The sequence below is a fragment of the Pseudomonas sp. R3.Fl genome, assembly GCF_023516765.1.
Classification (GTDB): domain Bacteria; phylum Pseudomonadota; class Gammaproteobacteria; order Pseudomonadales; family Pseudomonadaceae; genus Pseudomonas; species Pseudomonas citronellolis.
In genome coordinates, this window is record NZ_JAMGSO010000001.1 from 3,788,434 (window position 1) to 3,815,000 (window position 26,567).

25 protein-coding genes and 1 rRNA gene (1 of these 26 running past the window's edge) are annotated in these 26,567 nt (G+C 67.7%); 16 read left to right on the forward strand and 10 right to left on the reverse strand.

Annotated features, from left to right (window positions below; genetic code table 11):
- Positions 1–116 precede the first annotated feature (116 nt).
- Entirely contained in the window at positions 117–347 is a 231-nt protein-coding gene (locus tag M8R19_RS16655) for a hypothetical protein (protein WP_249918363.1), read from the forward strand.
- Entirely contained in the window at positions 344–643 is a 300-nt protein-coding gene (gene zapA / locus M8R19_RS16660; protein ID WP_116425769.1) for a cell division protein ZapA, read from the forward strand. The genes M8R19_RS16655 and zapA overlap by 4 nt, the downstream gene beginning before the upstream one ends.
- A 482-nt stretch (positions 644–1,125) precedes the next feature.
- Here the strand turns inward: zapA and M8R19_RS16665 are convergent, their stop codons facing one another.
- Positions 1,126–2,550, reverse strand: a complete 1,425-nt coding sequence (locus M8R19_RS16665; protein WP_009614250.1) for an aspartate ammonia-lyase — start codon at positions 2,548–2,550, stop codon at positions 1,126–1,128.
- 222 nt (positions 2,551–2,772) lie between these two features.
- Here M8R19_RS16665 and M8R19_RS16670 point away from each other — a divergent pair, with 222 nt between their 5' ends.
- The 4 genes from M8R19_RS16670 (at position 2,773) to M8R19_RS16685 (ending at position 7,920) form a co-directional block, all read left to right on the forward strand.
- Positions 2,773–3,687 carry a LysR substrate-binding domain-containing protein gene (locus M8R19_RS16670; protein ID WP_064584908.1) on the forward strand — a complete coding sequence of 305 codons (915 nt, stop codon included), beginning with the start codon at positions 2,773–2,775 and terminating at the stop codon, positions 3,685–3,687.
- 122 nt (positions 3,688–3,809) lie between these two features.
- A complete protein-coding gene (locus M8R19_RS16675) occupies positions 3,810–4,403 on the forward strand; it encodes an RNA polymerase sigma factor (RefSeq protein WP_074986107.1) in 594 nt (197 codons plus the stop codon).
- The gene (locus tag M8R19_RS16680; RefSeq protein ID WP_249918364.1) at positions 4,393–5,388 is read left to right on the forward strand and encodes a FecR family protein; all 996 of its coding nucleotides are present in this window, start codon (positions 4,393–4,395) and stop codon (positions 5,386–5,388) included. The genes M8R19_RS16675 and M8R19_RS16680 overlap by 11 nt, the downstream gene beginning before the upstream one ends.
- Positions 5,389–5,502: 114 nt before the next feature.
- Entirely contained in the window at positions 5,503–7,920 is a 2,418-nt protein-coding gene (locus M8R19_RS16685; RefSeq protein WP_249918365.1) for a TonB-dependent siderophore receptor, read from the forward strand.
- 316 nt (positions 7,921–8,236) lie between these two features.
- On the opposite strand, the gene adhP is transcribed toward M8R19_RS16685, so the two are convergent.
- Entirely contained in the window at positions 8,237–9,271 is a 1,035-nt protein-coding gene (gene adhP / locus M8R19_RS16690; protein ID WP_249918366.1) for an alcohol dehydrogenase AdhP, read from the reverse strand.
- Positions 9,272–9,580: 309 nt separating this feature from the next.
- Here adhP and purE point away from each other — a divergent pair, with 309 nt between their 5' ends.
- The 4 genes from purE (at position 9,581) to M8R19_RS16710 (ending at position 12,223) form a co-directional block, all read left to right on the forward strand.
- Positions 9,581–10,072, forward strand: coding sequence for a 5-(carboxyamino)imidazole ribonucleotide mutase (gene purE, locus M8R19_RS16695; RefSeq protein ID WP_009614245.1), 492 nt, complete (start codon positions 9,581–9,583; stop codon positions 10,070–10,072).
- Between the two features lie 8 nt (positions 10,073–10,080).
- Complete coding sequence (locus tag M8R19_RS16700) at positions 10,081–11,166, forward strand: 5-(carboxyamino)imidazole ribonucleotide synthase (RefSeq protein ID WP_116425763.1); 1,086 nt, start codon at positions 10,081–10,083, stop codon at positions 11,164–11,166.
- Between the two features lie 112 nt (positions 11,167–11,278).
- Positions 11,279–11,524, forward strand: coding sequence for a GlsB/YeaQ/YmgE family stress response membrane protein (locus M8R19_RS16705; RefSeq protein ID WP_074986098.1), 246 nt, complete (start codon positions 11,279–11,281; stop codon positions 11,522–11,524).
- 156 nt (positions 11,525–11,680) lie between these two features.
- Entirely contained in the window at positions 11,681–12,223 is a 543-nt protein-coding gene (locus M8R19_RS16710; protein WP_009614238.1) for a DUF3299 domain-containing protein, read from the forward strand.
- Positions 12,224–12,594: 371 nt separating this feature from the next.
- On the opposite strand, the gene M8R19_RS16715 is transcribed toward M8R19_RS16710, so the two are convergent.
- From M8R19_RS16715 to M8R19_RS16725, 3 genes are all read right to left on the reverse strand, one after another.
- Positions 12,595–13,506, reverse strand: coding sequence for a D-hexose-6-phosphate mutarotase (locus tag M8R19_RS16715; RefSeq protein WP_249918367.1), 912 nt, complete (start codon positions 13,504–13,506; stop codon positions 12,595–12,597).
- 83 nt (positions 13,507–13,589) lie between these two features.
- Positions 13,590–14,273 carry a GNAT family N-acetyltransferase gene (locus M8R19_RS16720; protein WP_249918368.1) on the reverse strand — a complete coding sequence of 228 codons (684 nt, stop codon included), beginning with the start codon at positions 14,271–14,273 and terminating at the stop codon, positions 13,590–13,592.
- Positions 14,274–14,286: 13 nt separating this feature from the next.
- Positions 14,287–14,736: a GNAT family N-acetyltransferase gene (locus tag M8R19_RS16725; RefSeq protein ID WP_249918369.1), complete on the reverse strand. Its 450-nt coding sequence runs from the start codon at positions 14,734–14,736 to the stop codon at positions 14,287–14,289.
- Positions 14,737–14,841: 105 nt separating this feature from the next.
- Here M8R19_RS16725 and pdxR point away from each other — a divergent pair, with 105 nt between their 5' ends.
- The gene (gene pdxR, locus M8R19_RS16730; RefSeq protein WP_249918370.1) at positions 14,842–16,308 is read left to right on the forward strand and encodes a MocR-like pyridoxine biosynthesis transcription factor PdxR; all 1,467 of its coding nucleotides are present in this window, start codon (positions 14,842–14,844) and stop codon (positions 16,306–16,308) included.
- 75 nt (positions 16,309–16,383) lie between these two features.
- On the opposite strand, the gene M8R19_RS16735 is transcribed toward pdxR, so the two are convergent.
- The 3 genes from M8R19_RS16735 to M8R19_RS16745 all read right to left on the reverse strand — a co-directional run bounded on the left by M8R19_RS16735 (position 16,384) and on the right by M8R19_RS16745 (position 18,881).
- Positions 16,384–16,560 (reverse strand): hypothetical protein, encoded by a 177-nt coding sequence (locus M8R19_RS16735; protein ID WP_249918371.1) that lies wholly within the window; start codon positions 16,558–16,560, stop codon positions 16,384–16,386.
- The gene (locus M8R19_RS16740) at positions 16,553–17,113 is read right to left on the reverse strand and encodes an HdeD family acid-resistance protein (protein ID WP_074986091.1); all 561 of its coding nucleotides are present in this window, start codon (positions 17,111–17,113) and stop codon (positions 16,553–16,555) included. Before M8R19_RS16740 ends, M8R19_RS16735 begins: the two co-directional genes overlap by 8 nt.
- Positions 17,114–17,342: 229 nt before the next feature.
- Entirely contained in the window at positions 17,343–18,881 is a 1,539-nt protein-coding gene (locus tag M8R19_RS16745; RefSeq protein WP_249918372.1) for a BCCT family transporter, read from the reverse strand.
- A gap of 362 nt (positions 18,882–19,243) precedes the next feature.
- On the opposite strand from M8R19_RS16745, the gene betI reads away from it, so the two are divergent.
- The 3 genes from betI (at position 19,244) to betA (ending at position 23,159) form a co-directional block, all read left to right on the forward strand.
- The gene (gene betI, locus M8R19_RS16750) at positions 19,244–19,837 is read left to right on the forward strand and encodes a transcriptional regulator BetI (RefSeq protein ID WP_043270284.1); all 594 of its coding nucleotides are present in this window, start codon (positions 19,244–19,246) and stop codon (positions 19,835–19,837) included.
- A gap of 46 nt (positions 19,838–19,883) precedes the next feature.
- A complete protein-coding gene (gene betB, locus M8R19_RS16755; protein ID WP_249918373.1) occupies positions 19,884–21,356 on the forward strand; it encodes a betaine-aldehyde dehydrogenase in 1,473 nt (490 codons plus the stop codon).
- A gap of 117 nt (positions 21,357–21,473) precedes the next feature.
- A complete protein-coding gene (betA, locus tag M8R19_RS16760) occupies positions 21,474–23,159 on the forward strand; it encodes a choline dehydrogenase (protein WP_249918374.1) in 1,686 nt (561 codons plus the stop codon).
- 197 nt (positions 23,160–23,356) lie between these two features.
- Here betA and M8R19_RS16765 read toward each other — a convergent pair whose 3' ends face one another.
- Positions 23,357–23,761: an acyl-CoA thioesterase gene (locus tag M8R19_RS16765; protein WP_009614218.1), complete on the reverse strand. Its 405-nt coding sequence runs from the start codon at positions 23,759–23,761 to the stop codon at positions 23,357–23,359.
- Between the two features lie 263 nt (positions 23,762–24,024).
- Here M8R19_RS16765 and M8R19_RS16770 point away from each other — a divergent pair, with 263 nt between their 5' ends.
- Positions 24,025–25,335, forward strand: coding sequence for an MFS transporter (locus M8R19_RS16770; RefSeq protein WP_249918375.1), 1,311 nt, complete (start codon positions 24,025–24,027; stop codon positions 25,333–25,335).
- A gap of 146 nt (positions 25,336–25,481) precedes the next feature.
- Here M8R19_RS16770 and M8R19_RS16775 read toward each other — a convergent pair whose 3' ends face one another.
- Positions 25,482–25,754 (reverse strand): hypothetical protein, encoded by a 273-nt coding sequence (locus tag M8R19_RS16775; protein ID WP_249918376.1) that lies wholly within the window; start codon positions 25,752–25,754, stop codon positions 25,482–25,484.
- Positions 25,755–25,890: 136 nt separating this feature from the next.
- Between M8R19_RS16775 and M8R19_RS16780 the strand changes: the two genes are divergently transcribed.
- Positions 25,891–26,567, forward strand: a 16S ribosomal RNA gene (locus tag M8R19_RS16780) (it continues 860 nt past the right edge of the window).

Consider the following 26,567-nt stretch of genomic DNA (forward strand, 5'->3'; position numbering starts at 1 on the left):
CTTCTAAGCTATTGAATTGACAGCATACTTTCCGTCAGGAAAGCGTGTATTTCCCTGGCCGCACAGGCGACTTTTCTTTATCCTCCGCGACCTTTACCACGGCCTCGGAGACTCCCATGCTCGACAGCACTATCGAACAGCTCGAACAACTGGTGGCTGAGCTGCTGCAGCAGAACAAGCAACTGGCCGACGACAACGCCCAACTGCGCGACAGCCTCGGCAAGGCCAGCGAAGACAACGATGCCCTGCAACTGCAGATGATGGAGCAGGAAGAGAAGCACAACGCCACCGCCGTGCGCCTACAGGCCCTGGTCCGCCGCGTCAGCGACAGCCGCGCCAGCGCATGAGCAACGACGGCGTGCGCGTCCTGCGCATCCTCGGCCGCGACTACAGCGTCAAGGCGCCGGCCGGCGAGGAGCGCGCCCTGCAGGAGGCCGCCGCCCTGTTGCAGGCGGAGATCGCCGCCGCCAAGCAGAAATTCCCCTATGTCACCAGTAATGAGCTGTTGCTGCTCAGTGCCTTGAACCTGTGCGCCCGCCAGTTGGCGCCGCGTGGGGAGGCTGAAGAGGGTGAGGAGCGTACGGTCGAGCGTCTTGCGGCGCTCAATCGGCGTATTCGTGCGCATTTGCAGGCGCAGGATTGATCTTTGCTCTGGGCCTTGGTGCTCGGGAATAGAGCCCCTCTCCCCCCGCCCTCTCCCTGAAGGGAGAGGGAGCCAGGCCGTGCCACTGGTGAGTTAGGCTTTCGCCGGAAAGCTTGGTGCTTGCCGGCTGACTCCAAAGCATCCAAACACTCCGAACGGTCCCCTCTCCCTTCAGGGAGAGGGTTAGGGAGAGGGTGCTCTTTCTCACCGGCCAGCCCCGTTCGCGAGCAAGCTCGCTCCTACGAAAAGCAGCAGCCACCCCCCAAACCCCAGGCGAAAAAAAAGGGACACCACAATCCGTGGCGTCCCTATGAATGGAGAGAGGGCTGAATATCCTCTCGACCGGTGAGACGTGGCGCTGCGGGAAGTCCCATCGCGCCGGGCATAAAAGAAGGGACGGGGGATAGCCCATCCCTGAAGGGTGAGAGGCGGGTACTGCCCCTCGACCGGTGAGTCGTGCCCGGCCCGCGCCGGGCGGTGCATCAGGCGCGCAGCGGGATCAGGCGCGGGGCGATCATGTTTTCCGGGCGCAGGATGTCGGCCAGGGTGGCCTCGTCCAGCAGCTTCTCCTCGCGCACCAGTTCCAGCACGCCGCGGCCGGTTTCCAGCGCCACCTTGGCGATGCGGGTGGCGTTCTCGTAGCCGATGTACGGGTTCAGCGCGGTGACCAGGCCGATGCTGTGCTCCACCAACTGGTGGCAGCGCTCGACGTTGGCGGTGATGCCGGTGATGCAGTGCTCGCGCAGCATGTCCATGGCGCGTTGCAGCAGGCGGATCGAGTCGAAGATCTTGTAGGCGATCAGCGGCTCCATCACGTTCAGCTGCAGCTGGCCGCCCTCGGCGGCGATGGTCAGCGCCAGGTCGTTGCCCATGATCTCGAAGGCGCACATGTTCACCGCCTCCGGGATCACCGGGTTGACCTTGCCCGGCATGATCGAGCTGCCCGGCTGGCGCGGCGGCAGGTTGATCTCGTTGATGCCGGTGCGCGGGCCGCTGGAGAGCAGGCGCAGGTCGTTGCAGATCTTCGACAGCTTGACCGCGGTGCGCTTGAGCATGCCGGAGAACAGCACGAAGGCGCCCATGTCCGAGGTGGCCTCGATCAGGTCGGCGGCCGGCTTCAGCGGCTGGCCGCTGATGGCGGCCAGGCGTTCCACGGCCAGGTGCTGGTAGCCGGGGTCGGCGTTGATGCCGGTGCCGATGGCGGTGCCGCCGAGGTTCACTTCGGTCAGCAGTTCCGGGGCCAGGCGGCGCAGGCGGTCGAGGTCTTCACCCAGGGTGGTGGCGAAGGCGTGGAATTCCTGGCCGAGGGTCATGGGCACCGCGTCCTGCAGCTGGGTGCGGCCCATCTTCAGGACGTTGGCGAACTCCTCGCCCTTGGCGGCGAAGGCCTGGATCAGGCTGTCGAGGCTGGCCAGCAGGGTGTCGTGGCCCAGCAGCAGGCCCAGGCGGATGGCGGTCGGGTAGGCGTCGTTGGTCGACTGCGCCATGTTCACGTCGTTGTTCGGGTGCAGGTACTTGTACTCGCCCTTGGCGTGGCCCATCGCTTCCAGGGCGATGTTGGCGATCACCTCGTTGGCGTTCATGTTGGTGGAGGTACCGGCGCCACCCTGGATCATGTCCACCACGAACTGGTCGTGGAAGTCACCGCGGATCAGGCGAGCGCAGGCTTCGCTGATGGCGGCGTGTTTCTCGCCGGGCAGGTGGCCCAGCTTGTGGTTCGCATCGGCCGCGGCCTGCTTGACCATCGCCAGGGCGACGACCAGCTTCGGGTAGTGCGACAGCGGCACACCGGAAAGGCGGAAGTTGTTCACAGCGCGCAGGGTCTGGATGCCGTAGTAGGCGTCAGAAGGTACTTCGAGGGTGCCGAGGAGGTCTTTCTCGATGCGGAACGATGCAACAGGGGACATGATGAGATTTTTCTCAGGAGAACACGGCCAGCGCCGCGATGCCCACTAGACTAGGGATTTCGCCGATCGTCGGCCAATGCTGTTGGAAGCTGTCTCATGCACAAACGGCATAATGTATTCTGTGACGACCTGATGACGGCGAGCGTGTGGCCATGCTATGCGCGCCCGTTCATCCACTGACCGATCGATCAAGACCATCCCGCCGCGCCGGGAGGAGACGACGTGAACCTGGAAACCAAATGGCTGGAGGACTTCAGCACCCTGGCCACCACCCGCAGCTTCTCCCAGGCCGCGGAGAAGCGCTTCGTCACCCAGCCGGCCTTCAGCCGGCGCATCCGCAGCCTGGAGGACGCCCTCGGGCTGACCCTGGTGAACCGCCAGCGCACGCCCATCGAACTGACCGAGGCCGGCCAGCTGTTCCTGGTCACCGCGCGCGCGGTGGTCGAGCAGCTCGGCCAGGTGGTGCGCCACCTGCACCACCTGGAAGGCGGGCAGGGCGAGGTGCTGCAGTTCGCCGCCGCGCACTCCCTGGCCCTGGGCTTCTTCCCGGCGTGGATCGCCCGGCTGCGCGCCGAGGGCCTGAATATCGCCAGCCGCCTGGTGGCGACCAACGTCGGCGAGGCCGTGCACCTGCTGCGCGAGGGCGGCTGCGACCTGATGCTGGCCTTCTACGATCCGGACGCGGCGCTGCAGATGGACCCGGAAGTGTTCCCCTCGCTGCACCTGGGCCGCACCGAGATGCTTCCGGTATGCGCGGTGAATTCCGCCGGCCTGCCGCTGTACGACCTCGACAGCGGCCAGAGCGTGCCGCTGCTGGCCTACAGCGCCGGCGCCTTCCTCGGCCGCGGCGTCAACCTGCTGCTGCGCCAGCGCAACCTGCGCTACACCACGGTCTACGAGACGGCCATGGCCGACAGCCTGAAGAGCATGGCGCTGCAGGGCATGGGCGTGGCCTGGGTACCGCGCCTGAGCATGGAGGCCGAACTGGCCCGAGGCGAGCTGGCAGTTTGCGGCGGCCCGCACTGGGTGGTGCCGCAGGAAATCCGCCTGTACCGCTGCGCTCTGGTGCGCAAGGCGCAGATCCGCCTGCTCTGGCGCAAGCTGGAGGGCGGCCTGGGTCTGGGCGAGAGCGCCTGAGCCGGCCCCGGCGGATGGCCGGGGCTACCAGGCTCATTTGATAAGCATTATCATTTGCGCCTTTGCCAGGGGGCTTCCCCTCGCGCCGGCCCCGGCGCGGACCGCTGGCGAGCCCGCAGTCCATGTCCGACCACGAGTCCCCCGTCCGGCCGCCCGCGGCCGAACCGACGGCGCCCGGCGAAAGCGCGGGGCGCGAGGACTTCCTGCGCGTGTTCCTCAGCCAGCGCCCGCGCATGGAGGCCCTGCTGCGCCGCCGCGTGGGCTGCCGGGCGACCGCGGCGGACCTGGTCCAGGAACTCTTCCTGCGCTTCTGGAAACGCCCCCAGGCGCCGGTGGAGGAGATGGGCAGCTACCTGCTGCGCAGCGCGCGCAACCTGGCCATCGACCACCTGCGCGGCGAGGATTCCCGCGGCCGCACCTTGAGCGTGCTGCTGCCCGACGAGGACGCCGCGCAGCCCTCGCCGGAACAGGCCGTGCAGGCCGGCGCCGAGCTGGAGCGCGTCGAACAGGCCCTGCGCGCGCTGCCCGAGCGCACCCGCCACGTGTTCCTGCTCAGCCGCGTGCACGGCCGCACCTACGGCGAGATCGCCGAGGCCATGGGGGTTACCCGCAGCGCCGTGGAAAAACATATGATGCGCGCCCTCGATGCCTGCAAGGCGAGCCTGGAGCCCGCCGAACCGGCCGCCCGCAGCGGAGCCCCACGCCATGACGCCTGACACCCCGACCCTCCCGGCCGACGCTCGGCGCCAGGCGCGCCTGTGGCTGGCGCGCGTGCACGGCGGCGAGGCGGATGCCGGGGCGCTGCGGCGCTGGCTGGACGAGGCCGCGGAACATGCCGAGGCCTACGCCGAGGCCGAGGCGCTGTGGCGCGCCAGCGAGGGCCCGGCGCGGCGCCTGGCGGCGGAGGAGGGCGACGCCCTGCGGGGCTACCTCGACGCCATGCAGCGCCCGCCGCGTGGCCGCCGGCAGGGCAACCCGCGGCGCTGGCTCTACCCGCTGGCCAGCGCCGCCTGCCTGCTGCTGATGCTCTGGGCCGGCGGCTGGTGGCAGCCGGGGCACTGGTACGCCGACCTGGCCGCCGACTACGTCAGCGCGCCGGGCGAAGTCCGCGAGGTGAAGCTGGCCGACGGCTCCACCCTGACGCTCGACGCCGACAGCGCCGTGGCCGTGTCCCTGGACGGCGAGCAGCGCCGCGTCGAACTGCTGCGCGGCGCCGCCTCCTTCGCCGTGCAACACCTGGCCAAGCCCTTCGTGGTGCGGGTGGGCGAGGGCGAGGCGCGGGTGCTGGGCACCGAATTCGAAGTCCGCCGGCTGGGCGACCAGGCCCGCGTCACCGTGGCCGAGGGCCGCGTGGCGGTGCGCGCCAGCCGGGCCGTGGGCGCGCCGGAAGTGGTGTTGGGCGCCGGCGAGCGGGTGAGCTTCGGCGCCACCCTGGGCGCCCCCGAGGCCGCCGACGGCCGCGCCGCGCTGGCCTGGCGCCAGGGCTGGCTGACCTTCTACCGCGCGCCGCTGGGCGAGGTGCTGGAGCGCCTGGCGCCCTGGTACGCCGGGCGCATCCTGCTGCTCGACGACGAGCTGGCGCAGCGCCGCGTCAGCGGCAGCTTCCCCAGCCACGACCCGCAGGCGGCGCTGGATTCGCTGCAGGCCGTGGTGGGCTTCCGCCAGCAGCATCTGTTGGGGCGTTTCGTGCTGATCCGCTGAGCCGCGAAAAATTTTTCCGCCGGGCACTGAGGTACCTGAGGGGCTGCTCCGTGTAGTGGACATGAATGCGATGTATTCGCAGTTGCAATCCGCCCTTCGAGTCCCGAGAAGCCCATGAAAGCGCAGCGTCCCCGTTCCACCCTCAAGCCCCTGACCCTCGCCCTGCTCGGCGCCCTGGCCGGCGTCACGAACCTGCCGGCGCAGGCCGCCGAACCGGCCGCCGCCAGCCTGCAGTCGCGCTACGCCTTCGCCCTGGCGGCACAGCCGCTGCCCCAGGCGCTGAGCGAATTCAGCCGCGTCACCGGGCTCAGCGTGGTCTACACCGAGGAGGCGCCCTACGCCCTGCAGGCGCCGGCGCTGCGCGGCCAGTACAGCGCCGCCGAGGCCCTGGAGCGCCTGCTGGCCGGCTCCGGCCTGCGCTTCCGCCCGCTGGACGGGCGCAGCGTCACCCTCGAACGCATCCCCGCCGACGCCCTGAGCCTGGACGCCACCACCGTCTCGGCGCTGGCCAATGCCGAACAGAGCTACCAGCCGGCGCCGTTCAGCTCGATCAACCGCGCCGGCACCGCGCTGATGGAAACCCCGCAGAGCATCGTCACGGTGCCGGCCCAGGCGATCCGCGACCAGAAGCCGCGCAACCTCGACGACGCGCTGAACAACATCAGCGGCGTGACCCAGGCCAACACCCTCGGCGGCACCCAGGACGCGGTGATGAAGCGCGGCTTCGGCGACAACCGCGACGGCTCCATCATGCGCGACGGCCTGCCCTCGGTGCTGGGCCGCAACCTCACCGCCACGGCCGACCACGTCGAAGTGCTCAAGGGCCCGGCCTCGCTGCTCTACGGCATCCAGGACCCGGGCGGGGTGGTCAACGTGGTGAGCAAGAAGCCGCAGCTCGAGCAATACAACGCCGTGACCCTGCGCGGCTCCACCTACGCCCACGGCAAGCAGGGCAGCGGCGCGCAGATCGACACGACCGGCGGCATCGGCGACACGCCGCTGGCCTACCGGCTGATCGTCGACCACCAGGACGAGAACTACTGGCGCGACTTCGGCCAGCAGCGCGAAACCCTGGTGGCGCCCTCGCTGGCCTGGTTCGGCGAGGCCACCACCGTCACACTCGGCTACGAGCACCGCGAGTTCAAGACGCCCTTCGACCGCGGCACCGCCATCGACCCCCGGACCAACAAGCCCCTGGACCTGCCGCGCACCCGCCGCCTGGACGAGCCCTTCAACATCACCGAAGGCCGCTCCGACCTGACCCGCCTGGACATCGAGCACCAGCTCGACGAGCAGTGGAAGGCGCACCTGGCCTACGGCTGGACCCGCGAGACCTATGACGACAACCAGGCGCGGGTGACCGCGGTGAACAGCGCCAGGGGCACCGTCACCCGCCGCGTCGACGGCACCCACGGCGCGGTGAGCAGCGACAGCTTCGCCACCGCCTCGCTGCTGGGCGACGTGCAGCTGGGCGGCTTCCGCCACGAGCTGGTGCTGGGCATGGACAGCGAGAAGCGCAAGATCTACCGCGCCGACCTGATCCGCAGCAGCAGGACTAACACCCTGGACTACAACGACCCGGCCTACGGCCAGGTGTCGCCGGCCACCGACGTCAGCCCCGGCGACAGCGACCAGACCGACAAGCTGCGCAGCGACTCGCTGTTCCTGCAGGATTCCTGGCACCTGGACGAGCATTGGATCCTGGTCGCCGGCGGGCGCTACCAGATGTTCGACCAGTACGCCGGCCGCGGCCGGCCGTTCAAGGCCAACACCGACCTGAACGGGCAGAAGTGGGTGCCGCGCGCCGGCGTGGTCTACCGCTTCGACGACCAGTTCTCGCTGTACGGCAGCTACACCCGCTCGTTCAAGCCCAACTCGACCATCGCGCCGCTGTCCACCGGCCAGGTGATCGACTCGGCGATCCAGCCGGAGGAAGCCAGTTCCTGGGAGATCGGCGCGAAAATGGACATTCCCGGGCGCATCAGCGGCAACCTGGCGTTCTTCGACATCCGCAAGCGCAACGTCATGGTCAACCAGCTCGACGCCAACGGCGACACCGTGGTGCGCACCGCCGGCAAGGTGCGCAGCTACGGCGCCGAACTGGACCTGGCCGGCCAGCTCAGCGAACGCTGGAGCCTGCTGGGCAGCTACGCCTGGCTGGACGCGGAAGTCACCGAGGACCCGGAGCTGGAAGGCAACCGCTTGCAGAACGTGGCCAAGCAGACCGCCTCGCTATCGGCGGTGTACGACGCCGGCAGCCTCTTCGGCGGCGACAGGCTGCGCCTGGGCAGCGGCGCCCGCTACGTGGGCAAGCGCGCGGGCGATCCGGCGAATTCCTTCGAGCTGCCGTCCTACACGGTGGCCGATGCCTTCGCCAGCTACGACACCCAGCTGGGCGGGCACAACGTTGGCTTCCAGTTCAATGTGAAGAACGTCTTCAACCGCGAGTACTACCCGTCGGCGGCGAACAACCTCTACGTCGCGGTGGGCGAGCCGCGGCAGTTCGAGGTTTCCACCACCGTGGAGTTTTGACGGGAGGGTCTTTTCGTAGGAGCGAGCTTGCTCGCGAACGGGGTTCTGCCGGTTGGGCTCGGTGTTTGACCTGAAGAGCGCCCTCTCCCTAACCCTCGGCTGCGCGCCCCGCCCTGGAGGGAGAGGGGACCGTTGGGCAGGGCTGGGTGTTCTGGAGTCAGCCGGCAACTCCGTCGGTTTCCGGCTGAAACCATATCTTCTCTCGGCACGGACAAGCCCCCTCTCCCTTCAGGGAGAGGGCTGGGGAGAGGGGGCGGAGTTAACCCAACGCACTAGAGCCGTCGGGAAACACCTTTCGTGAGCAAGAGCTAGGCGCCTACATCTCCACCACAATCCGCCCCTCGATTTCCCCCGCCCGCATCTTGTCGAAAATCCCGTTGATATCCTCCAGCTTCCCGGCGCTCACCGTCGCCTTCACCAACCCCTCGCCAGCGAAGTCCAGCGCCTCCTGCAGGTCCGCGCGGGTGCCGACGATGGAGCCGGTGATGTGCAGGCCCTTGAGCACCACGTCGAAGATCGGCGTGGGGAAGTCGCCCGGCGGCAGGCCGACCAGGGAGATGCTGCCGCCGCGGCGGGCCATGCCGATGCCCTGGCCGAAGGCGCTGTTGGACACCGCCGTCACCAGCACGCCATGGGCGCCGCCGATGTCGCGCTGGACCACTTCCACCGGGTTTTCCTTCTTCGCGTTGATGGTCAGGCTGGCGCCGAGCTTGCGCGCCAGCTCCAGCTTGGCGTCGTCCACGTCCACCGCCACCACGTGCAGGCCCATGGCCTTGGCGTACTGCACCGCGACGTGACCCAGGCCGCCGATGCCGGAGATGGCCACCCACTGGCCGGGGCGTGCCTTGGTTTCCTTCAGGCCCTTGTACACGGTAACGCCCGCGCAGAGGATCGGGGCGATTTCGGTGAAGCCAATGCCCTTGGGCAGGTGGCCGACGAAGTTCGGGTCGGCCAGCACGTATTCGGCGTAGCCGCCGTTCACCGAGTAGCCGGTGTTCTGCTGGTGCGTGCAGAGGGTTTCCCAGCCGGTCAGGCAGTGCTCGCAGCAGCCGCAGGCGGTGTACAGCCAGGGCACGCCGACGCGGTCGCCTTCCTTCACCCGGGTCACCCCGGCGCCTACCGCGGCGACGTAGCCGACGCCCTCGTGGCCGGGAATGAACGGCAGGCTCGGCTTCACCGGCCAGTCGCCCTCGGCGGCGTGCAGGTCGGTGTGGCAGACGCCGGAGGCCTCGATCTTCACCAGGATCTGGCCGGGGCCGGGCAGCGGCACCTTCACTTCTTCCAGGCGCAGCGGCGCGCCGAAGGCGTGCACCACTGCCGCTTTCATGGTCTGGGGCAGGGTCGAGGACATGGCAAGCTCTCCTTGTGCAAACGAACGGGGGCGGGCGAAAGCCGGTCTGCGCCGCGGGTTGCATCAGTCTGAGCCCTTGAGCCTAGGCGATATTGAGCTGGAGCAAGGACCGCGCGCCTCATCCCTTGGTAGCACCCGCCCAACGGCCCGCGCACGGACTCCACGAACGGCGCGGCCTTGCGGTATACTGCGCCGCCTCCGAACCGGCCCCGCTCGTCGGTTCGTCCATGTACAAGCCACGCCCGGGACCGGAATGCGTGGCTTGTTGGTTTTTGACGCGCGGCACGCGCACCACCAAGAGGCACGACGATGAGCGTACTGGTTGGCGTGATCATGGGCTCCAAGTCCGACTGGAGCACCCTTAGTCACACCGCGGACATGCTGGACAAGCTGGGCATCCCCCATGAAGTGAAGGTGGTTTCCGCCCACCGCACCCCGGACCTGCTGTTCCAGTACGCCGAAGAGGCCGAAGGCCGCGGCATCGAGGTGATCATCGCCGGCGCCGGCGGCGCCGCCCACCTGCCGGGCATGTGCGCGGCCAAGACGCACCTGCCGGTGCTCGGCGTGCCGGTGCAGTCGTCCATGCTCTCGGGCGTCGACTCGCTGCTGTCCATCGTGCAGATGCCCGGCGGCGTGCCGGTCGCCACCCTGGCCATCGGCAAGGCCGGCGCCATCAACGCCGCGCTGCTGGCGGCGAGCATCCTCGGCGGCAAGCACCCGCAATACCACGACGCGCTCAAGCGCTTCCGCACCGAGCAGACCACCTCGGTGCTGGACAACCCCGACCCCCGCGAGGCCTGAGCAGAACCATGAAGATCGGTGTCATCGGTGGCGGCCAGCTGGGCCGCATGCTGTCCCTGGCGGGCACCCCGCTGGGCATGGATTTCGCCTTCCTCGACCCGGCGCCGGACGCCTGCGCCCAGGCCCTGGGCGAGCACATCCGCGCGGACTACAGCGACCAGGACCACCTGCGCCAGCTGGCCGACGAAGTGGACCTGGTGACCTTCGAGTTCGAGAGCGTGCCGGCCGAGACCGTGGCCTTCCTCTCGCAGTTCGTCCCGGTCTACCCCTCGGCCTCCGCGCTGCGCATCGCCCGCGACCGCTGGTTCGAGAAGTCGATGTTCAAGGACCTGGGCATTCCCACCCCGGCCTTCGCCGACATCCAGTCCCAGGCCGACCTCGACGCCGCCGCGGCCAGCATCGGCCTGCCGGCAGTGCTCAAGACGCGCACCCTGGGCTACGACGGCAAGGGCCAGAAGGTCCTGCGCAAGCCCGAGGACGTGACCGGCGCCTTCGCCGAGCTGGGCAGCGTGCCCTGCATCCTCGAAGGCTTCGTGCCCTTCACCGGCGAAGTCTCGCTGGTGGCGGTGCGCGCCCGCGACGGCGAGACGCGCTTCTACCCGCTGGTGCACAACACCCACGAGAACGGCATCCTGCGCCTGTCCGTGGCCAGCAGCGAGCACCCGCTGCAGAAGCTGGCCGAGGACTATGTCGGCCGCGTGCTGGACAAGCTGGACTACGTCGGCGTGCTGGCCTTCGAGTTCTTCGAGGTGGACGGCGGCCTGAAGGCCAACGAGATCGCCCCGCGCGTGCACAACTCCGGGCACTGGACCATCGAAGGCTCCGAGTGCAGCCAGTTCGAGAACCACCTGCGCGCCGTGGCCGGCCTGCCGCTGGGCTCCACCGCCAAGGTGGGCGAGAGCGCCATGCTCAACTTCATCGGCGAAGTGCCGCCGGTGGCCGAGGTGCTGAGCATCGCCGATTGCCACCTGCACCACTACGGCAAGGCCTTCAAGGCCGGGCGCAAGGTCGGCCACGCCACCCTGCGCAGCAAGGACCTGGCCACCCTCAAGGCGCGCATCGGCGAAGTCGAAGCCCTTATCGGCAAGGGCTGACGCACTCGGCCGCCCGCTTCTCATGGCGGGCGGCCGCGCGGAACGCCAGGCTTTCCTACACTGTCAGACAAGGACGCGCCGGTTGGCGCGTCCACCCACAGGAGGGAAAGCCATGGGTTTAATCGGAACCATCGTCATCGGCCTGATCGTCGGCCTCATCGCCCGTTTCCTGAAGCCGGGGGACGACAGCATGGGCTGGATCATGACCATTCTGCTGGGCATCGGCGGCTCGCTGCTGGCCACCTATGGCGGCCAGGCCCTGGGCATCTACCAGGCCGGGCAGACCGCCGGGTTCATCGGCGCGGTGGTCGGCGCGGTGATCCTGCTGGTCATCTACGCCTTCGTGAAGAAGAACTGAGGCTCTACGCCGGGTAGCGCTTCGCGCTGGTCATTTGCCCGGCGATCCCCAAGAATGTGCGCCGATTCCCGCTCGCCCGGCCCGGGCGGGCGGTGAAGGTCATCCGCCGTCTTCCCGTTGCGTGGGCGCCCGCTGCCGGTGCCCGAGAGCCCATTCATGCGCCGTACCCTGCTCGCCTGCAGCCTCGTGCTGCTCACCGGCCTGGCCCATGCCGCCGACATCCCGGAAACCGACTGGCTGCAACTGATGCCGCCCAGCGACCGCAAGGCGCTGGAGGAAATGCCCGAGATCGACCACAACAGCCCGGAAGCCGCCGGCACCTTCACCCAGAAACAGGGCGGCCTGAAGCAGAAGGGCAAGCTGCCGCAGGTGATGTTCTCGACCAAGACGGTCGCCGCGCTGGACGGCAAGCAGATCCGCCTCGGCGGCTATCCGGTGCCCCTGGAGAACGACGCCAAGGGCCGCGTCACCGAATTCTTCCTGGTGCCCTACCCGGGCGCCTGCATCCACGTACCGCCGCCGCCGCCGAACCAGATCGTGCTGGTGCGCTACCCCAAGGGCATGAAGATCGACGACATCTACAGCCCGCTGTGGGTGACCGGCAAGCTGAAGGTGGAGAAGGTCAGCAACGAGATGGCGGATGCGGCCTATGCGATGGACGAGGCCAAGGTGCGGGCGGTGCAGGATAGCGATCTGTAGGAGCGAGCTTGCTCGCGAACGGTGTTTCCCGGATGTGTTGGTGTTTCGGATTGACTCCGTTCCCTCTCCCCAGCCCTCTCCCTGAAGGGAGAGGGGGCTTGTCCGTGCCGAGAGGAGGAATGGTTTCAACCGGAAACCTTCGGTGCTGCCGGCTGACTCCAAAACACCCAGCTCTGCCCAACGGTCCCCTCTCCCTTCAGGGAGAGGGTTAGGGAGAGGGCGCTCTTCAGGCCAAGCACCGAACCTGGCCGACAGACCCCATTCACTTGGGCAAGCACAAGGCCCCGTAGGATGGTGTTGAGCGAAGCGATACCCATCACCACCACCGCATGGGTTTCGCAAGCTCAACCCATCCTACGAAAAGCGCGGCCCTAACCCTCCAGCCCCTCGCTCCAGATCTCCACACTCATCGTCTCGCTACGCCCCGGCGCCACGCTCAGCACATCGTCCCAGACCCTTGCCGTCTCGATGCACAACATCCGCTGCCAGGCATCGTCGGCGAACTGCGACAGGCGCTGCGCCTTGTCCACCCAGGGGTTCCACAGCACCGCCGAGCGCGAGTGACCGGCCTGGATGTGGATGCCGCGCTGCCACTGCGGATCGCGGATCACCAGGGGCCGGTCGACGTCCAGGTAGATGCGGTCGGTCTCGCCCTGGATGCGCACCAGGCCGTCCTGGCGGCGTTCCTCCCAGTTCTCCAGCGTCTCGATGTAGCGGCAGCCCTGCAGGCCGTCGACGCTCACCTGGCGAACGTCGCTGACGGCGAAGTAGGTGTGCAGCGCCTGGCTCAGGGCCAGCGGCTTGTCGCCGAGGTTGCGGGTGGTCAGTTCCAGGCCCAGGCGTTCGCCGAAGCGCATCACCAGGCTCAGTTCGGCGGAGTGGGCCCAGCCCGGCAGGCCCTGCCGGGCGTCGAGCTTCCAGTGCACGGCCAGCGCGCCCTGTTCGTCGGCGATGTCGTCCAGTTGCCAGTCGATGCCACGCACAAGGCCGTGGGCCGGCGGCTGGTCGCCTGCGTATTCGGTGCGCACCTGCACCGGGTTGCGCGCCAGGTCGCCGAACCACGGCCAGCACACCGGCACGCCACCGCGCAGGGACTGGCCGCGCTTGTACCCGGCCTGCTCGCTGAGCCACACCAGCGGCGGCTGCTCGTGGGGCTGGTAGCTGAGCAACTGGGCGCCCTGCTGGGCGATCAGCGCTTCGCCGAATTCGGTGTGGATGCGCCAGCAGGGCAGCTCGTCGATGGTGGTCTGTTCGACGCGGGGAGTGGTGTATGGGCTGCTCATGGGGGGCCTCCGGCACAGCAAGGGGAAAGGATTCAGTATCACCGATCCCCCGGCGGCCGGGCAGTTCCCCGAAAAGGCTTTTTTCAGCCCTGGCGCAGGCTTTCCAGGCCGCGCTTCTGGCGCCCCTGGGCGTCGAAGTTTGCGGCGTCGAGCCAGGCTTCGAAGGCCGCCTGGCGCACCGGCCACTCGCTGTCGAGGATGGAGAACCAGGCGCTGTCGCGGTTGCGGTCCTTGATCACCATGTGCTGGCGGAAGGTGCCCTCGTAGGTGAAGCCCAGGCGCTCGGCGGCGCGCATGGAGCGGGCGTTCAGCGCGTTGCACTTCCACTCCAGGCGCCGGTAGCCCAGCTCGAAGGCGCGCCGGGCCAGCAGGTACACCGCCTCGGTGGAGGCCGGGCTGCGCTGCATGACGCGGCCGAAGGCGATGTGGCCGATCTCGATCACGCCGTCCTTGGGGGTGATGCGCAGGAAGCTCAGCAGGCCGGTGACGCGGCCGCTGTTGCGTTCGCGGACGGCGTAGAACTGCGGGTCGGCGCTGGCGGCGTTGCCGGCGATCCAGGCGTCGAAGGCGGCACGCTCGGGGAAGGGGCCGTAGGGCAGGTAGTCCCATAGCACGGGGTCGGATTCCGGACCTTGCAGGGCTTCCCACAGGTCGTCGCCGTGGCGCGCGGCGTCCAGCGGCTCCAGGTCGAGGTAGCGGCCGTTAAGGGTTTCCCGGGCCGGGGCGGGCACCGCTTGCCAGTGCAGGGCGGGTTGGGTGTCGGTCATGGTCGCGCTCCGGTCAGAGAATCTTGCGGTACTGCACGAAGCCGGAGCGGTCGGCGATCCGGTCGTACAGGTGCATGGCGTCGGTATTGGTCTCGTGGGTCAGCCAGTGCACCCGCGAGGCACCGGCCTCACGGGCCGCGGCGTAGACGTGCTCGATCAGCTCGCGGCCGACGCCGCCGCCGCGCAGGCCTTCATGGACGTAGAGGTCCTGCAGGTAGACGTAGTCGCCCTGGGTCCAGCAGGAGCGGTGGAAGATGTAGTGGACCATGCCGATGGCCTCGCCGTCGCGCCAGGCGAGGGCGGCGTGCATGGGCTCGGTGGGGTCGAGGAAGCGCTGCCAGGTGACGGCGCTGGTGGCGTCGTCGATCACGGTCTTGTAGAAGCGCTGGTAGCCCTGCCAGAGCGGCAGCCAGGCGGCGTGGTCGTCGGCGCTGACGAGGCGGATTTCGAGCGGTGCGGTCATGGGGTGGCCTTTGTCCTTGGGGTCTGGTTCCAGACTAGAGCGGGAATTGGTTCCGCTAAAGAGCCATTCATGGTCCAATTTGAGGAGCCATTTCCGGAGCCCGCCATGAACGCCCCGCTGCCTTTCGATCCGTCCGGCATCCGCCTGGACCCTGCCAGGGGGCTGGGCCAGCAGCTGTTCCAGGCGCTGCGCGAACGCATCCTCGACGGCCGCCTCGCCGCGCGCTCGCGGCTGCCGGCCAGCCGTGACCTGGCCGCCGCCCTGGGTGTGTCGCGCAACACCGTGGTGCGCGCCTACGAGCAGCTCTACGCCGAGGGCTACATCGAAGGCCGCACCGGCGATGGCACCTACGTCGCCGAACGCGTGCAGCCACGCAGCGCGCCCACCCCGCAACCCGGCAAGGTGCCCGAGGTGGCGGCGCTGGAACGCCTGCAACGGCACCACCTGCCCAGGCCGCCGCAAGGTGCGCCGCGGGCCTTCCGCGTCGGCGTGCCGGCCTTCGACCTGTTCCCCTTCGAGACCTGGGCGCGGTTGCAGGCGCGTTTCTGGCGCGAGCCGCCGGCGGACTGCCTGGGCTATGGCGACGCCGCCGGCGAATGGCGCCTGCGCGAGCTGATCGCCGCCTACCTGCGCAGCGCGCGCGGCCTGCATTGCGAGGCGGGGCAGATAATAGTCACCAGCGGCGCGCAGCAGGCCATCGCCCTGTGCGCCCAGGTGCTGCTCGCCGAGGGCGACCACGTGGCCATCGAGAACCCCGGCTACCGCGCCGCCGGCCATGCCTTCGCCACCGCCGGCGCGCACCTGCACGGAGTGGCGGTGGACGGGGAGGGCCTGCGCACCGAGCAGCTGCGAGAGCTGCCGGACTGCCGTCTGGTCTACCTAACCCCGTCGCACCAGTACCCCACCGGCGTCACCCTGTCGCTGGCGCGGCGCCTGGCCCTGCTGGAATGGGCCGAGCGCAGCGGCGGCTGGATAGTCGAGGACGACTACGACGGCGAATACCGCTACGCCGGCACCCCGCTGATGCCGCTGGCGGCGCTCGACCGCCAGCAGCGCGTGCTCTACGTCGGCACCTTCTGCAAGATCGCCTTCCCCGCGCTGCGCCTGGGCTACCTGGTGGTGCCGCCGGCCCTGGCCGAGGCCTTCGCCCGGCGCCGCGCCCTCGACGTGCGGCACTCGGAGGTCGGTACCCAGCGAGTGATGGCCGACTTCATCGCCGAAGGCCACTTCCAGCGCCACGTGCGGCGCATGCGCCGGGCCGCCCGGGCGCGGCGCGACGCCCTGCTGCGCGGCTGGCCGGAGGTGCCCGGCTGCGCGCCCATGCCGCCGGTGGAGGCGGGGCTGCACCTGTGCGTGCGGGTGGAAAGCCGCGAGCGCGAGCGCTGGCTGGTGGAGCGCGCGTTGCAGGCCGGGGTGGAGATCAACGCGCTGAGCGACTACTGGCTGCCCGAGTCGACGGAGCCTGAAGACGAGCGCGCCGGCCTGGTCATGGGCTTCGCCGCCGTGCCCGAGGCGCGCATAGCCGAAGCCCTGAAGGCCCTGCGCAAGGCCTGGCACCTCCCGCCTTCGTAGGAGCGAGGGGGACGCCTAGTCCTTGCTCGCGAACGGTGCCGCAGCGGGGGCGGGGGTTCGCGAGCAAGCTCGCTCCTACGAAGAGCCCGGGGGCTTTTCCTCGTGCTCGGCCCAGTAGGTCTGCCTGTGCCCGCGGCCCTGGTACTCCAGGGCCAGGGCCTCGGCCTCTTCGCGGTTCAGGCCGCGGCGCACGACGAAGCGGTTGCCGTTGTCGTCCAGGCGCCACAGGCACCAGTCGCGCGCTTCAGGCATCGAAGGTCGAGGTCTTGCGCAGGCGCAGCGCGAGCAGGATCAGCAGCACGCCGAAGAACAGCGCGTAGGCGCCGATCACCCAGACCACCGCCACCGCGCCGGCGCCGGGGTTGGCGATCATCAGCACGCCGAACAGCACCGACAGCGCGCCCGACAGCCCCAGCCACCATTCGTTGGCCAGGCTCCTGCGCAGGCGGAAGGCGGCGATGATCTGCAGCACGCCGGTGGCCAGCGCCCAGCCGGCGATCAGCATCAGCAGGCCCAGCGCCGTCAGCGCCGGCCAGAAGAGCGCCACCAGCCCAGCCAGCACGCCCAGCGCGCCGACCAGCCACAGCGGCCAGATCGGCCGTTGCGACTCGCGCATGCTGGCCGCGGCGATCAGGGTGAACACGCCGTCGACGAAGGCGTAGGCGCCCCAGACGATGACTAGCACGGTGAGGGCGATGCCCGGCCAGGCGATGGCCAGCACGCCGAACAGCACCGCGGCCACGCCGCGCAGGGCGATCCATTTCCAGTGCCGGCCCAGGGCTTGCCACAGGGGATGATCGTTCATGGGTTTCTCCAGCGGGGTTCGCCAGAAACCATAGCAGCCCCGCGCCAGAGGACGCTTTTCGTAGGAGCGAGCTTGCTTGCGAACGGGCCGCGTGCCGAGAGGATTCGCGAGCAAGCTCGCTCCTACGAAGAGCCGGAGCTAAAAGAAAGCCCGGCGCGAGGGCCGGGCGAAAGGGCCTGCCATGGGCAGGCAGGTGGCGTCGGGCGGGACGCCACCGGGGAGCCTTGGATCAGCCGGCCGCCAGCTCGCCGCCGGTCTCCGGGCGCTTGCCGTGCAGGCGCTCGTAGTCGGCGCGCATGGCCTTGTGCAGGCCGAACATGAACAGGACCAGCACCGCCGAGAAGGGCAGGCCGGCCAGCACCACCACCGTCTGCATGGCGGTGAAGTTGCCGGCGAACAGCAGGCCGATGGTCACCAGGGTGACGATCGCCGACCAGAGGATGCGCAGCCAGTTCGGCGCGTCCTCGTCCAGGTCGCCGCCCTCGCGGGACAGGTTGGCCAGCATCACCGAGCCGGAGTCCGCCGGGGTGAGGAACAGCACGAAGCCGACGAAGATCGACACGCCGATCACCACCTTGGCGAAGGGGTAGTGCTCCAGCAGCAGGTAGATCGACATCGACGGCTGCTCCAGGGCGGCCTTGCCGAGGTCGGCGGCGCCGTGGTTCATCACCAGGTCCAGCGCGCTGTTGCCGAACACCGAGAGCCAGGCCAGGGTGAAGCCCAGCGGGATCAGCAGCACGCCGCAGACCAGCTCGCGCACCGTGCGCCCGCGGGAGATGCGCGCCACGAACATGCCGACGAAGGGCGCCCAGGAAATCCACCAGGCCCAGTAGAACAGGGTCCACAGGCCCAGCCATTCTTCGCTCTTGGCGGCGCTGCCGCCGGTGTAGACGTAGAGGTCGAAGGTCTTGAGGATCAGCCCGTTGAGGTAGTCGCCCAGGTTCTGCACGAAGCCGTTGAGCAACTCCAGGGTCGAGCCGCAGGCCAGCACGAACACCAGCAACGAGCTGAACAGCACGATGTTCAGGTTGGACAGCCGGCGGATGCCCTTCTCGATGCCGGAGACCGCCGCCAGCGTGGCCACCAGGCTCATCACCAGCAGCACGATCAGCAGCGTGGTCTTCGAGTGCTCCATGCCGGTCAGGTATTCCAGGCCGGAGGACACCTGCAGCGCGCCGATCCCCAGGTTGGTGACCAGGCCCAGCAGGGTGACGAAGATGCCGAAGATATCCACCGCGTGACCGCCGGCGCCCTTCACCCAGCGCTCGCCGAGGATCGGCAGCAGCGCCGAACGCAGGGCCAGCGGCTGGCGGTGGCGGTAGGCGAAGTAGCCCACGGCCAGGCCGACCAGGGCGTAGATCGCCCAGCCGTGCAGGCCCCAGTGCAGGAAGGTCAGCTGCAGCGCCTGGCGCGCCGCCTGCGGGCTGCCGGCGACGCCTTCGGGCGGGTGGTAGAGGTGGTCGATCGGCTCGGACGCGGCGAAGTACAGCAGCGAGATGCCGATCCCCGAGGAGAACAGCATGCCGGCCCAGGCGCCGTAGCTGAAATCGGGCTTCTCATGGTCGGCGCCGAGCTTCAGCGTGCCGTAGCGCGAGAAGGCGACCCACACGACGAAGAACAGGTAGGCCCCGATGGCCAGCATGTAGTACCAGCCGAAGCTGTGCGACAGCCAGGCCTGGGTGCGGGCCAGGGCGGCGCCGGCGCTGTCCGGGAAGAAGATCAGGATGGCGGTCAGAACCAGGATCAGGGCGGTGGAGCCGAAGAACACGATCGGGTTCAGACGGGCCTGCTCGTTTGTTTTTCTTGGCGAAGCAGAACTCATTTTTCAGGGGGACCCCATGGCAGTGAACGCATGGCGGCCGGCGACAGTGCGCGAGGCACGGCGACGGGCCGCGAACCACAGACACAGCATTGCCGCCGCGACACTTCCGGGCAGGATTCTGCGATCCTTGCCGGTTGGAACGCATCGCGGTGATGAACGGCTCGGGCCCGCTTGCACGCAAAGGCTCGGGGAGGTTCACGGAGCGCAGCTTATTCTTAGTTGATTGAACGTTCAATAAAAACAAAATAGACTGGCCCACAGTGACGCCGGACGGCACAGCCACGTCCCGCGTGAGGAGATATATCAATATGCCCAAGGTCGGTATGCAGCCGATTCGCCGTTCGCAACTGATCCACGCCACCCTCGAGGCCGTGGACCAGGTTGGCATGAGCGACGCCAGCATCGCCCTGATCGCCCGCCTGGCGGGGGTCTCCAACGGCATCATCAGCCACTACTTCCAGGACAAGAATGGCCTCCTGGAGGCGACGATGCGGCATCTGATGTCGGCTTTGAGCAAGGCCGTGCGCGAGCGTCGCGCTAGCCTGCGAACCGACGATCCGCGCGCCCACCTGCGGGCGATCGTCGCCGGCAACTTCGACAACAGCCAGGTCAACGGCCCGGCCATGAAGACCTGGCTGGCGTTCTGGGCCAGCAGCATGCACCAGCCGTCCCTGCGCCGGCTGCAGCGGATCAACGACCACAGGCTGTATTCCAACCTGTGCTGCCAGTTCCGCCGCGAGCTGCCGCTGGACCAGGCGCGCCGCGCCGCCCGTGGCCTGGCCGCGCTGATCGACGGCCTGTGGCTGCGCGGCGCGCTGTCGGGCGATGCCTTCGACACCGAGCAGGCGCTGGCTATCGCCTACGACTATCTCGACCAACAACTGGCCAAGCGCACCGGATAGCGGGCGCGGCCTTCGTGCACAAACCATAAGAGAGGACAACCGACCCATGGCTCGATTCGACGTTCAGAAGCTCTACATTGGCGGCCGCTACGTGGAGGCCACCAGTGGCGCCACCTTCGAGACCGTCAACCCGGCCAACGGGGAGGTCCTCGCCCTGGTGCAGCGGGCTTCGAAGGAAGACGTCGAGCGCGCCGTCGCCAGCGCCGTCGAAGGCCAGAAGGTCTGGGCGGCGATGACCGCCATGCAGCGCTCGCGCATCCTGCGCCGCGCCGTGGACATCCTCCGCCAGCGCAACGACGAGCTGGCCGAGCTGGAAACCCTGGACACCGGCAAGCCGCTGGCCGAGACGCGCAACGTCGACATCGTCACCGGCGCCGACGTGCTCGAGTACTACGCCGGCCTGGTCCCGGCCATCGAAGGCGAGCAGATCCCGTTGCGCGAGAGCAGCTTCGTCTACACCCGCCGCGAGCCGCTGGGCGTGGTCGCCGGCATCGGCGCCTGGAACTACCCGATCCAGATCGCCCTGTGGAAATCCGCCCCGGCCCTGGCCGCGGGCAACGCGATGATCTTCAAGCCCAGCGAGGTCACCCCGCTGAGCGTGCTCAAGCTGGCCGAAATCTATACCGAGGCCGGCCTGCCCGACGGCGTGTTCAACGTGCTCACCGGCAGCGGCCGCGAGGTCGGCCAGTGGCTGACCGAGCACCCGCTGATCGAGAAGATTTCCTTCACCGGCGGCACCTCCACCGGCAAGAAGGTCATGGCCAGCGCCTCCAGCTCCTCGCTCAAGGAAGTCACCATGGAGTTGGGCGGCAAGTCGCCGCTGATCATCTTCGACGACGCCAACCTCGACCGCGCCGCCGACATCGCCGTCATGGCCAACTTCTTCAGCTCCGGCCAGGTCTGCACCAACGGCACCCGTGTGTTCGTCCCGCGCAGCCTGCAGGCGCGCTTCGAGGAGAAGGTGCTGGAGCGCGTCAGGCGCATCCGCCTGGGCAGCCCCCAGGACGAGAACACCAACTTCGGCCCCCTGGTCAGCTTCCCGCACATGGAGAGCGTGCTCGGCTACATCCAGGCCGGCAAGGAGCAGAAGGCCCGCCTGCTGTGCGGCGGCGAGCGCGTCACCGACGGCGAGTTCGGCCAGGGCGCCTACGTCGCGCCCACCGTGTTCACCGACTGCCGTGACGACATGACCATCGTCCGCGAGGAAATCTTCGGCCCGGTGATGAGCATCCTCGTCTACGACAGCGAGGAAGAAGTCATCCGCCGCGCCAACGACACCGAATACGGCCTGGCCGCCGGCGTCGTCACCCAGGACCTGGCCCGCGCCCACCGGGTGATCCACCGCCTGGAGGCGGGCATCTGCTGGATCAACACCTGGGGCGAGTCGCCGGCGGAAATGCCGGTGGGCGGCTACAAGCAATCCGGCGTCGGTCGCGAGAACGGCCTGACCACCCTGGCTCATTACACTCGGATCAAATCCGTGCAGGTAGAGCTGGGCGACTACGCCTCGGTGTTCTGACCACCGCGATCGAGCCCTGAGCGGCCGGTCGCCACGACGACCGGCCTTCCGACCTTCAGACACCGGCGCGCCATGCGTCGCGGGCGGTGTCGTGCCCAGAAAAAGAGGTAGGCCTGCATGACCCAGGAATACGACTACATCATCATCGGCGCCGGTTCCGCCGGTAACGTCCTCGCCACCCGCCTGACCGAGGACGCGGACGTCAGCGTGCTGCTGCTCGAGGCCGGCGGCCCGGACTACCGCGCCGACTTCCGCACCCAGATGCCCGCCGCCCTGGCCTACCCGCTGCAGGGTCGCCGCTACAACTGGGCGTACCTCACCGACCCCGAGCCGCACATGAACAACCGCCGCATGGAGTGCGGGCGCGGCAAGGGCCTGGGCGGCTCCTCGCTGATCAACGGCATGTGCTACATCCGCGGCAACGCCATGGACTTCGACGGCTGGGCGCAAGAGAAGGGCCTGGAGGACTGGACCTACCTCGATTGCCTGCCGTACTTCCGCAAGGCGGAAACCCGCGACATCGGCCCCAACGACTACCACGGCGGCGACGGCCCGGTCAGCGTGACCACGCCCAAGGCCGGCAACAACCCGCTGTTCCACGCCATGGTCGAGGCTGGCGTGCAGGCCGGCTACCCGCGGACCGAAGACCTCAACGGCTACCAGCAGGAAGGCTTCGGCCCGATGGACCGCACCGTGACCCCCCAGGGCCGCCGCGCCAGCACCGCCCGCGGCTACCTGGACCAGGCCCGCGAGCGCGCCAACCTGACCATCGTCACCCACGCCCTGAGCGACCGCATCCTGTTCAGCGGCAAGCGCGCCATCGGCGTCAGCTACCTGCTGGGCGACGACAATGCGCCGAAGGAGGCGCGCGCGCGTCGCGAAGTGCTGGTGTGCTCCGGCGCCATCGCTTCGCCGCAACTGCTGCAACGCTCCGGCGTCGGCCCGGCGACCGTGCTGCGCGACCTGGGCATCGAAGTGGTGCACGACCTGCCGGGCGTCGGCCAGAACCTCCAGGACCACCTGGAGATGTACCTGCAGTACGCCTGCAAGGAGCCGGTCTCGCTGTACCCGGCATTGCAGTGGTGGAACCAGCCGCAGATCGGCGCCGAGTGGATGTTCCTCGGCACCGGCCTGGGCGCCAGCAACCAGTTCGAGGCCGGCGGCTTCATCCGCACCCGCGACGAGTTCGAATGGCCGAACATCCAGTACCACTTCCTGCCGGTGGCGATCAACTACAACGGCAGCAACGCGGTGAAGGAGCACGGCTTCCAGGCCCACGTCGGCTCCATGCGCTCGCCCAGCCGAGGGCGCATCCAGCTGACCTCGCGCGACCCGCGCAAGCACCCGAGCATCCTCTTCAACTACATGTCCAGCGAGCAGGACTGGCAGGAGTTCCGCGACGCCATCCGCATCACCCGCGAGATCATGGCGCAGCCGGCGCTGGACGCCTACCGCGGCCGCGAACTGAGCCCGGGGCTGGACAAGAAGAGCGACGCCGAACTGGACGCCTTCGTCCGCGAGCACGCGGAAACCGCCTTCCACCCCTCCTGCTCGTGCAAGATGGGCGAGGACGACATGGCGGTGGTCGACGCCCAGGGCCGCGTGCACGGCATGCAAGGGCTGCGCGTGGTGGATGCGTCGATCATGCCGCTGATCATCACCGGCAACCTCAACGCCACCACCATCATGATCGCCGAGAAGATCGCCGACCGCATCCGTGGCCGCCAGCCGCTGCTGCGCAGCACCGCGGACTACTACAAAGCCAACGGCGCGCCGGTACGCGGCAAGCCGACGCGGGCTTGAGCTAGAGAAGGGAAGGGCGCTATCAGAGTGGATAGCGCCTGAATCTTTGGGCGTCGCCGGCTGACACTGAATTTCCCCGGATGCGCCGAACGGCCCCCTCTCCCTTCAGGGCGGGGCGCGCAGCCGAGGGCTAGGGAGAGGGAAAAGCGACGTCAGGAAGGAGCGGAACTATTCACCACTCCGAACGAGGATAACCCTCACCCCCGCCGCGGCGGCACCGGCCGCGTCCGCCCGCTGCCATCGATGGCCACGAACACGAACACCGCCTCGGTGACCTTGCGCCATTCGCTGGACAGCGGATCGTCGCTCCACACTTCCACCAGCATGCGGATCGAGCTGCGCCCGACCTCCAGCGTCTGGGTATAGAAGGACAGCTGCGCGCCCACCGCCACCGGCACCAGGAAGGCCATGCGGTCGATCGCCACCGTCGCTACGCGGCCGCCGGCGATGCGGCTGGCCATGGCGGTGCCGGCGAGGTCCATCTGCGACACCAGCCAGCCACCGAAGATATCGCCGAAACCATTGGTCTCGCGCGGCAGCGCGGTGATCTGCAGCGCCAGGTCGCCCTGCGGAATGGGGTCTTCTTGTTCAAGCTCGATCATAGGTAAGGGCCTCGTGCCCCGACGGTCTCGATTCAAGGAAAGGAAAAGCTCTCCCAAGAGTCCTGTAAAAGTGGTTTCCTACAGAAACTTGGGACAGCTTTCTGACCGACCCCGCGCATGTCGCATCGGCATTATATAGAGGCCGGCCTGCGGCAGCGACCGCAGAATGCCTGATGACAATGTTGCGCTGACGCGCTCCCATTTGCCATGGTTCGCCTTCGGCGCTCCCTGTCAGCGCCGCCAACCTGCCGAGAAGCCTTGCGATGCCTTCTGCGAATACCACCGCTGCCCGTCCGCTGACCCGCAGCGACTACAAGACCCTGTCCCTTTCCGCCCTGGGCGGCGCCCTGGAGTTCTACGACTTCATCATCTTCGTGTTCTTCGCCACGGTGGTGGGCAAGCTGTTCTTCCCCGCCGACATGCCCGAGTGGCTGCGCCAGCTGCAGACCTTCGGCCTGTTCGCCGCCGGCTACCTGGCGCGGCCGCTGGGCGGCATCGTCATGGCGCACTTCGGCGACCTGCTCGGGCGCAAGAAGATGTTCACCCTGAGTATCTTCCTGATGTCGGTGCCCACGCTGCTCATGGGTGTGCTGCCGACCTACGAACAGATCGGCATCTGGGCGCCGCTGGCCCTGTTGCTGCTGCGCGTGGTGCAGGGCGCTGCCATCGGCGGCGAGGTGCCCGGGGCCTGGGTGTTCGTTTCCGAACACGTGCCCGCGCGCAATGTCGGCTTCGCCTGCGGCACCCTGACCGCAGGGTTGACCGCGGGCATCCTCATCGGCTCGCTGATGGCCACGGCGATCAACAGCTTCTACAACGCCGACGAAGTGCTGGCCTATGCCTGGCGCATCCCCTTCCTGCTCGGCGGCATCTTCGGCCTGTTCTCCGTCTACCTGCGCCGCTGGCTGCACGAGACCCCGGTGTTCGCCGAGCTGCAGCAACGCAAGCAACTGGCCGACGAGGTGCCCCTGGGCGTGGTGGTGCGCGAGCACCGTCCGGCGGTGGCCATCTCCATGCTGCTCACCTGGCTGCTGTCGGCGGCCATCGTCGTGGTCATCCTCATGACGCCCTCCGTGCTGCAGTCGGTCTACGGCGTCCCGGCGGCCACCGCGCTCAAGGCCAACAGTCTGGCGATCATCTTCCTCACCGCGGGCTGCATCCTCGCCGGGCGCATCGTCGACCGCATCGGTGGCGGGCGTACCTTCATCGGCGGCAGCCTGCTGCTGGGCGCGACCTCATGGTTCTTCTACAGCAGCCTGAAGACCCACCCGGACTGGCTCTTCCCTTTATATGCGCTGGCCGGCCTGTGCGTGGGCATCGTCGGCGCCGTGCCCTGCGTCATGGTCAAGGCCTTCCCGCCGGTGGTGCGCTTCAGCGGCCTGTCCTTCTCCTACAACCTGTCCTACGCCATCTTCGGCGGCCTCACGCCGATGGTCGTGGCGCTGCTGATGAAGGAAGACCCCATGGGCCCCGCCTACTATGTGGCCGCGCTGTGCCTGGTCGGCTTCCTCACTGGCTGCTTCCTGCTGCGCCAGGAGCGCCTGGCTGGCGAGGCCTCCCTGGTTGCAAATTGATCATTCGGACAGCTTTTTCAGAAAAGATTCAAAAAGTCGTTGACGGGCATTTTGAAGTCCCTATAATGCGCACCACTCCCAGCGACGAAGCGCTGAAAGAGCTTGAAAATCAAGCACTTAAACAGGTTCGAAGTTGAGAGTGGTGATCAGGCAGGTGATTCACTTGCCGCCTTTGGGTTCGACAGCTGCTCCGGCAGCGAGCCAAAAGGAAGATTGCCGAGGTGCTTGACAGCGAGTTTGATCGCTGTAGAATGCGCCTCCCGCTGACGAGAAGCTCCGGCCGATCGACAGCGCAAGCGGTTGAGTAGGAACGAAAAATTCTGAAAATAACGCTTGACGAAATAAGAGGTTGGCGTAGAATGCGCGGCCTCGGTTGAGACGAAAGAATCAACCAACTGCTCTTTAACAAGTTGAATCAAGCAATTCGTGTGGGTGCTTGTGAGTTAAGACTGGTGATCGCAAGATTATCAGCATCACAAGTAACACTCGTGAATTCGAGAGTTTTTTGCGATTGCTGAGCCAAGTTTAGGGTTTTCTCAAAACCCGATCAGTATTGAACTGAAGAGTTTGATCATGGCTCAGATTGAACGCTGGCGGCAGGCCTAACACATGCAAGTCGAGCGGATGAAGGGAGCTTGCTTCTGGATTCAGCGGCGGACGGGTGAGTAATGCCTAGGAATCTGCCTGGTAGTGGGGGACAACGTTCCGAAAGGAGCGCTAATACCGCATACGTCCTACGGGAGAAAGTGGGGGATCTTCGGACCTCACGCTATCAGATGAGCCTAGGTCGGATTAGCTAGTAGGTGGGGTAATGGCTCACCTAGGCGACGATCCGTAACTGGTCTGAGAGGATGATCAGTCACACTGGAACTGAGACACGGTCCAGACTCCTACGGGAGGCAGCAGTGGGGAATATTGGACAATGGGCGAAAGCCTGATCCAGCCATGCCGCGTGTGTGAAGAAGGTCTTCGGATTGTAAAGCACTTTAAGTTGGGAGGAAGGGCAGTAAGTTAATACCTTGCTGTTTTGACGTTACCAACAGAATAAGCACCGGCTAACTTCGTGCCAGCAGCCGCGGTAATACGAAGGGTGCAAGCGTTAATCGGAATTACTGGGCGTAAAGCGCGCGTAGGTGGTTTGGTAAGATGGATGTGAAATCCCCGGGCTCAACCTGGGAACTGCATCCATAACTGCCTGACTAGAGTACGGTAGAGGGTGGTGGAATTTCCTG

Bases quoted from the DNA above. Each gene is read 5' to 3' on its own strand.
- M8R19_RS16700 (WP_116425763.1), top strand. From the start codon at position 10,081: ATGAAGATCGGTGTCATCGGTGGCGGCCAGCTGGGCCGCATGCTGTCC.
- M8R19_RS16675 (WP_074986107.1), top strand. From the start codon at position 3,810: ATGTCCGACCACGAGTCCCCCGTCCGGCCGCCCGCGGCCGAACCGACG.
- M8R19_RS16665 (WP_009614250.1), bottom strand. From the start codon at position 2,550: ATGTCCCCTGTTGCATCGTTCCGCATCGAGAAAGACCTCCTCGGCACC.
- purE (WP_009614245.1), top strand. From the start codon at position 9,581: ATGAGCGTACTGGTTGGCGTGATCATGGGCTCCAAGTCCGACTGGAGC.
- M8R19_RS16740 (WP_074986091.1), bottom strand. From the start codon at position 17,113: ATGAACGATCATCCCCTGTGGCAAGCCCTGGGCCGGCACTGGAAATGG.
- M8R19_RS16720 (WP_249918368.1), bottom strand. From the start codon at position 14,273: ATGACCGACACCCAACCCGCCCTGCACTGGCAAGCGGTGCCCGCCCCG.
- M8R19_RS16705 (WP_074986098.1), top strand. From the start codon at position 11,279: ATGGGTTTAATCGGAACCATCGTCATCGGCCTGATCGTCGGCCTCATC.
- M8R19_RS16735 (WP_249918371.1), bottom strand. From the start codon at position 16,560: ATGCCTGAAGCGCGCGACTGGTGCCTGTGGCGCCTGGACGACAACGGC.
- zapA (WP_116425769.1), top strand. From the start codon at position 344: ATGAGCAACGACGGCGTGCGCGTCCTGCGCATCCTCGGCCGCGACTAC.
- M8R19_RS16685 (WP_249918365.1), top strand. From the start codon at position 5,503: ATGAAAGCGCAGCGTCCCCGTTCCACCCTCAAGCCCCTGACCCTCGCC.
- M8R19_RS16710 (WP_009614238.1), top strand. From the start codon at position 11,681: ATGCGCCGTACCCTGCTCGCCTGCAGCCTCGTGCTGCTCACCGGCCTG.
- M8R19_RS16715 (WP_249918367.1), bottom strand. From the start codon at position 13,506: ATGAGCAGCCCATACACCACTCCCCGCGTCGAACAGACCACCATCGAC.
- betI (WP_043270284.1), top strand. From the start codon at position 19,244: ATGCCCAAGGTCGGTATGCAGCCGATTCGCCGTTCGCAACTGATCCAC.
- betB (WP_249918373.1), top strand. From the start codon at position 19,884: ATGGCTCGATTCGACGTTCAGAAGCTCTACATTGGCGGCCGCTACGTG.
- M8R19_RS16655 (WP_249918363.1), top strand. From the start codon at position 117: ATGCTCGACAGCACTATCGAACAGCTCGAACAACTGGTGGCTGAGCTG.
- adhP (WP_249918366.1), bottom strand. From the start codon at position 9,271: ATGTCCTCGACCCTGCCCCAGACCATGAAAGCGGCAGTGGTGCACGCC.
- M8R19_RS16680 (WP_249918364.1), top strand. From the start codon at position 4,393: ATGACGCCTGACACCCCGACCCTCCCGGCCGACGCTCGGCGCCAGGCG.
- M8R19_RS16765 (WP_009614218.1), bottom strand. From the start codon at position 23,761: ATGATCGAGCTTGAACAAGAAGACCCCATTCCGCAGGGCGACCTGGCG.
- pdxR (WP_249918370.1), top strand. From the start codon at position 14,842: ATGAACGCCCCGCTGCCTTTCGATCCGTCCGGCATCCGCCTGGACCCT.
- M8R19_RS16725 (WP_249918369.1), bottom strand. From the start codon at position 14,736: ATGACCGCACCGCTCGAAATCCGCCTCGTCAGCGCCGACGACCACGCC.
- M8R19_RS16770 (WP_249918375.1), top strand. From the start codon at position 24,025: ATGCCTTCTGCGAATACCACCGCTGCCCGTCCGCTGACCCGCAGCGAC.
- betA (WP_249918374.1), top strand. From the start codon at position 21,474: ATGACCCAGGAATACGACTACATCATCATCGGCGCCGGTTCCGCCGGT.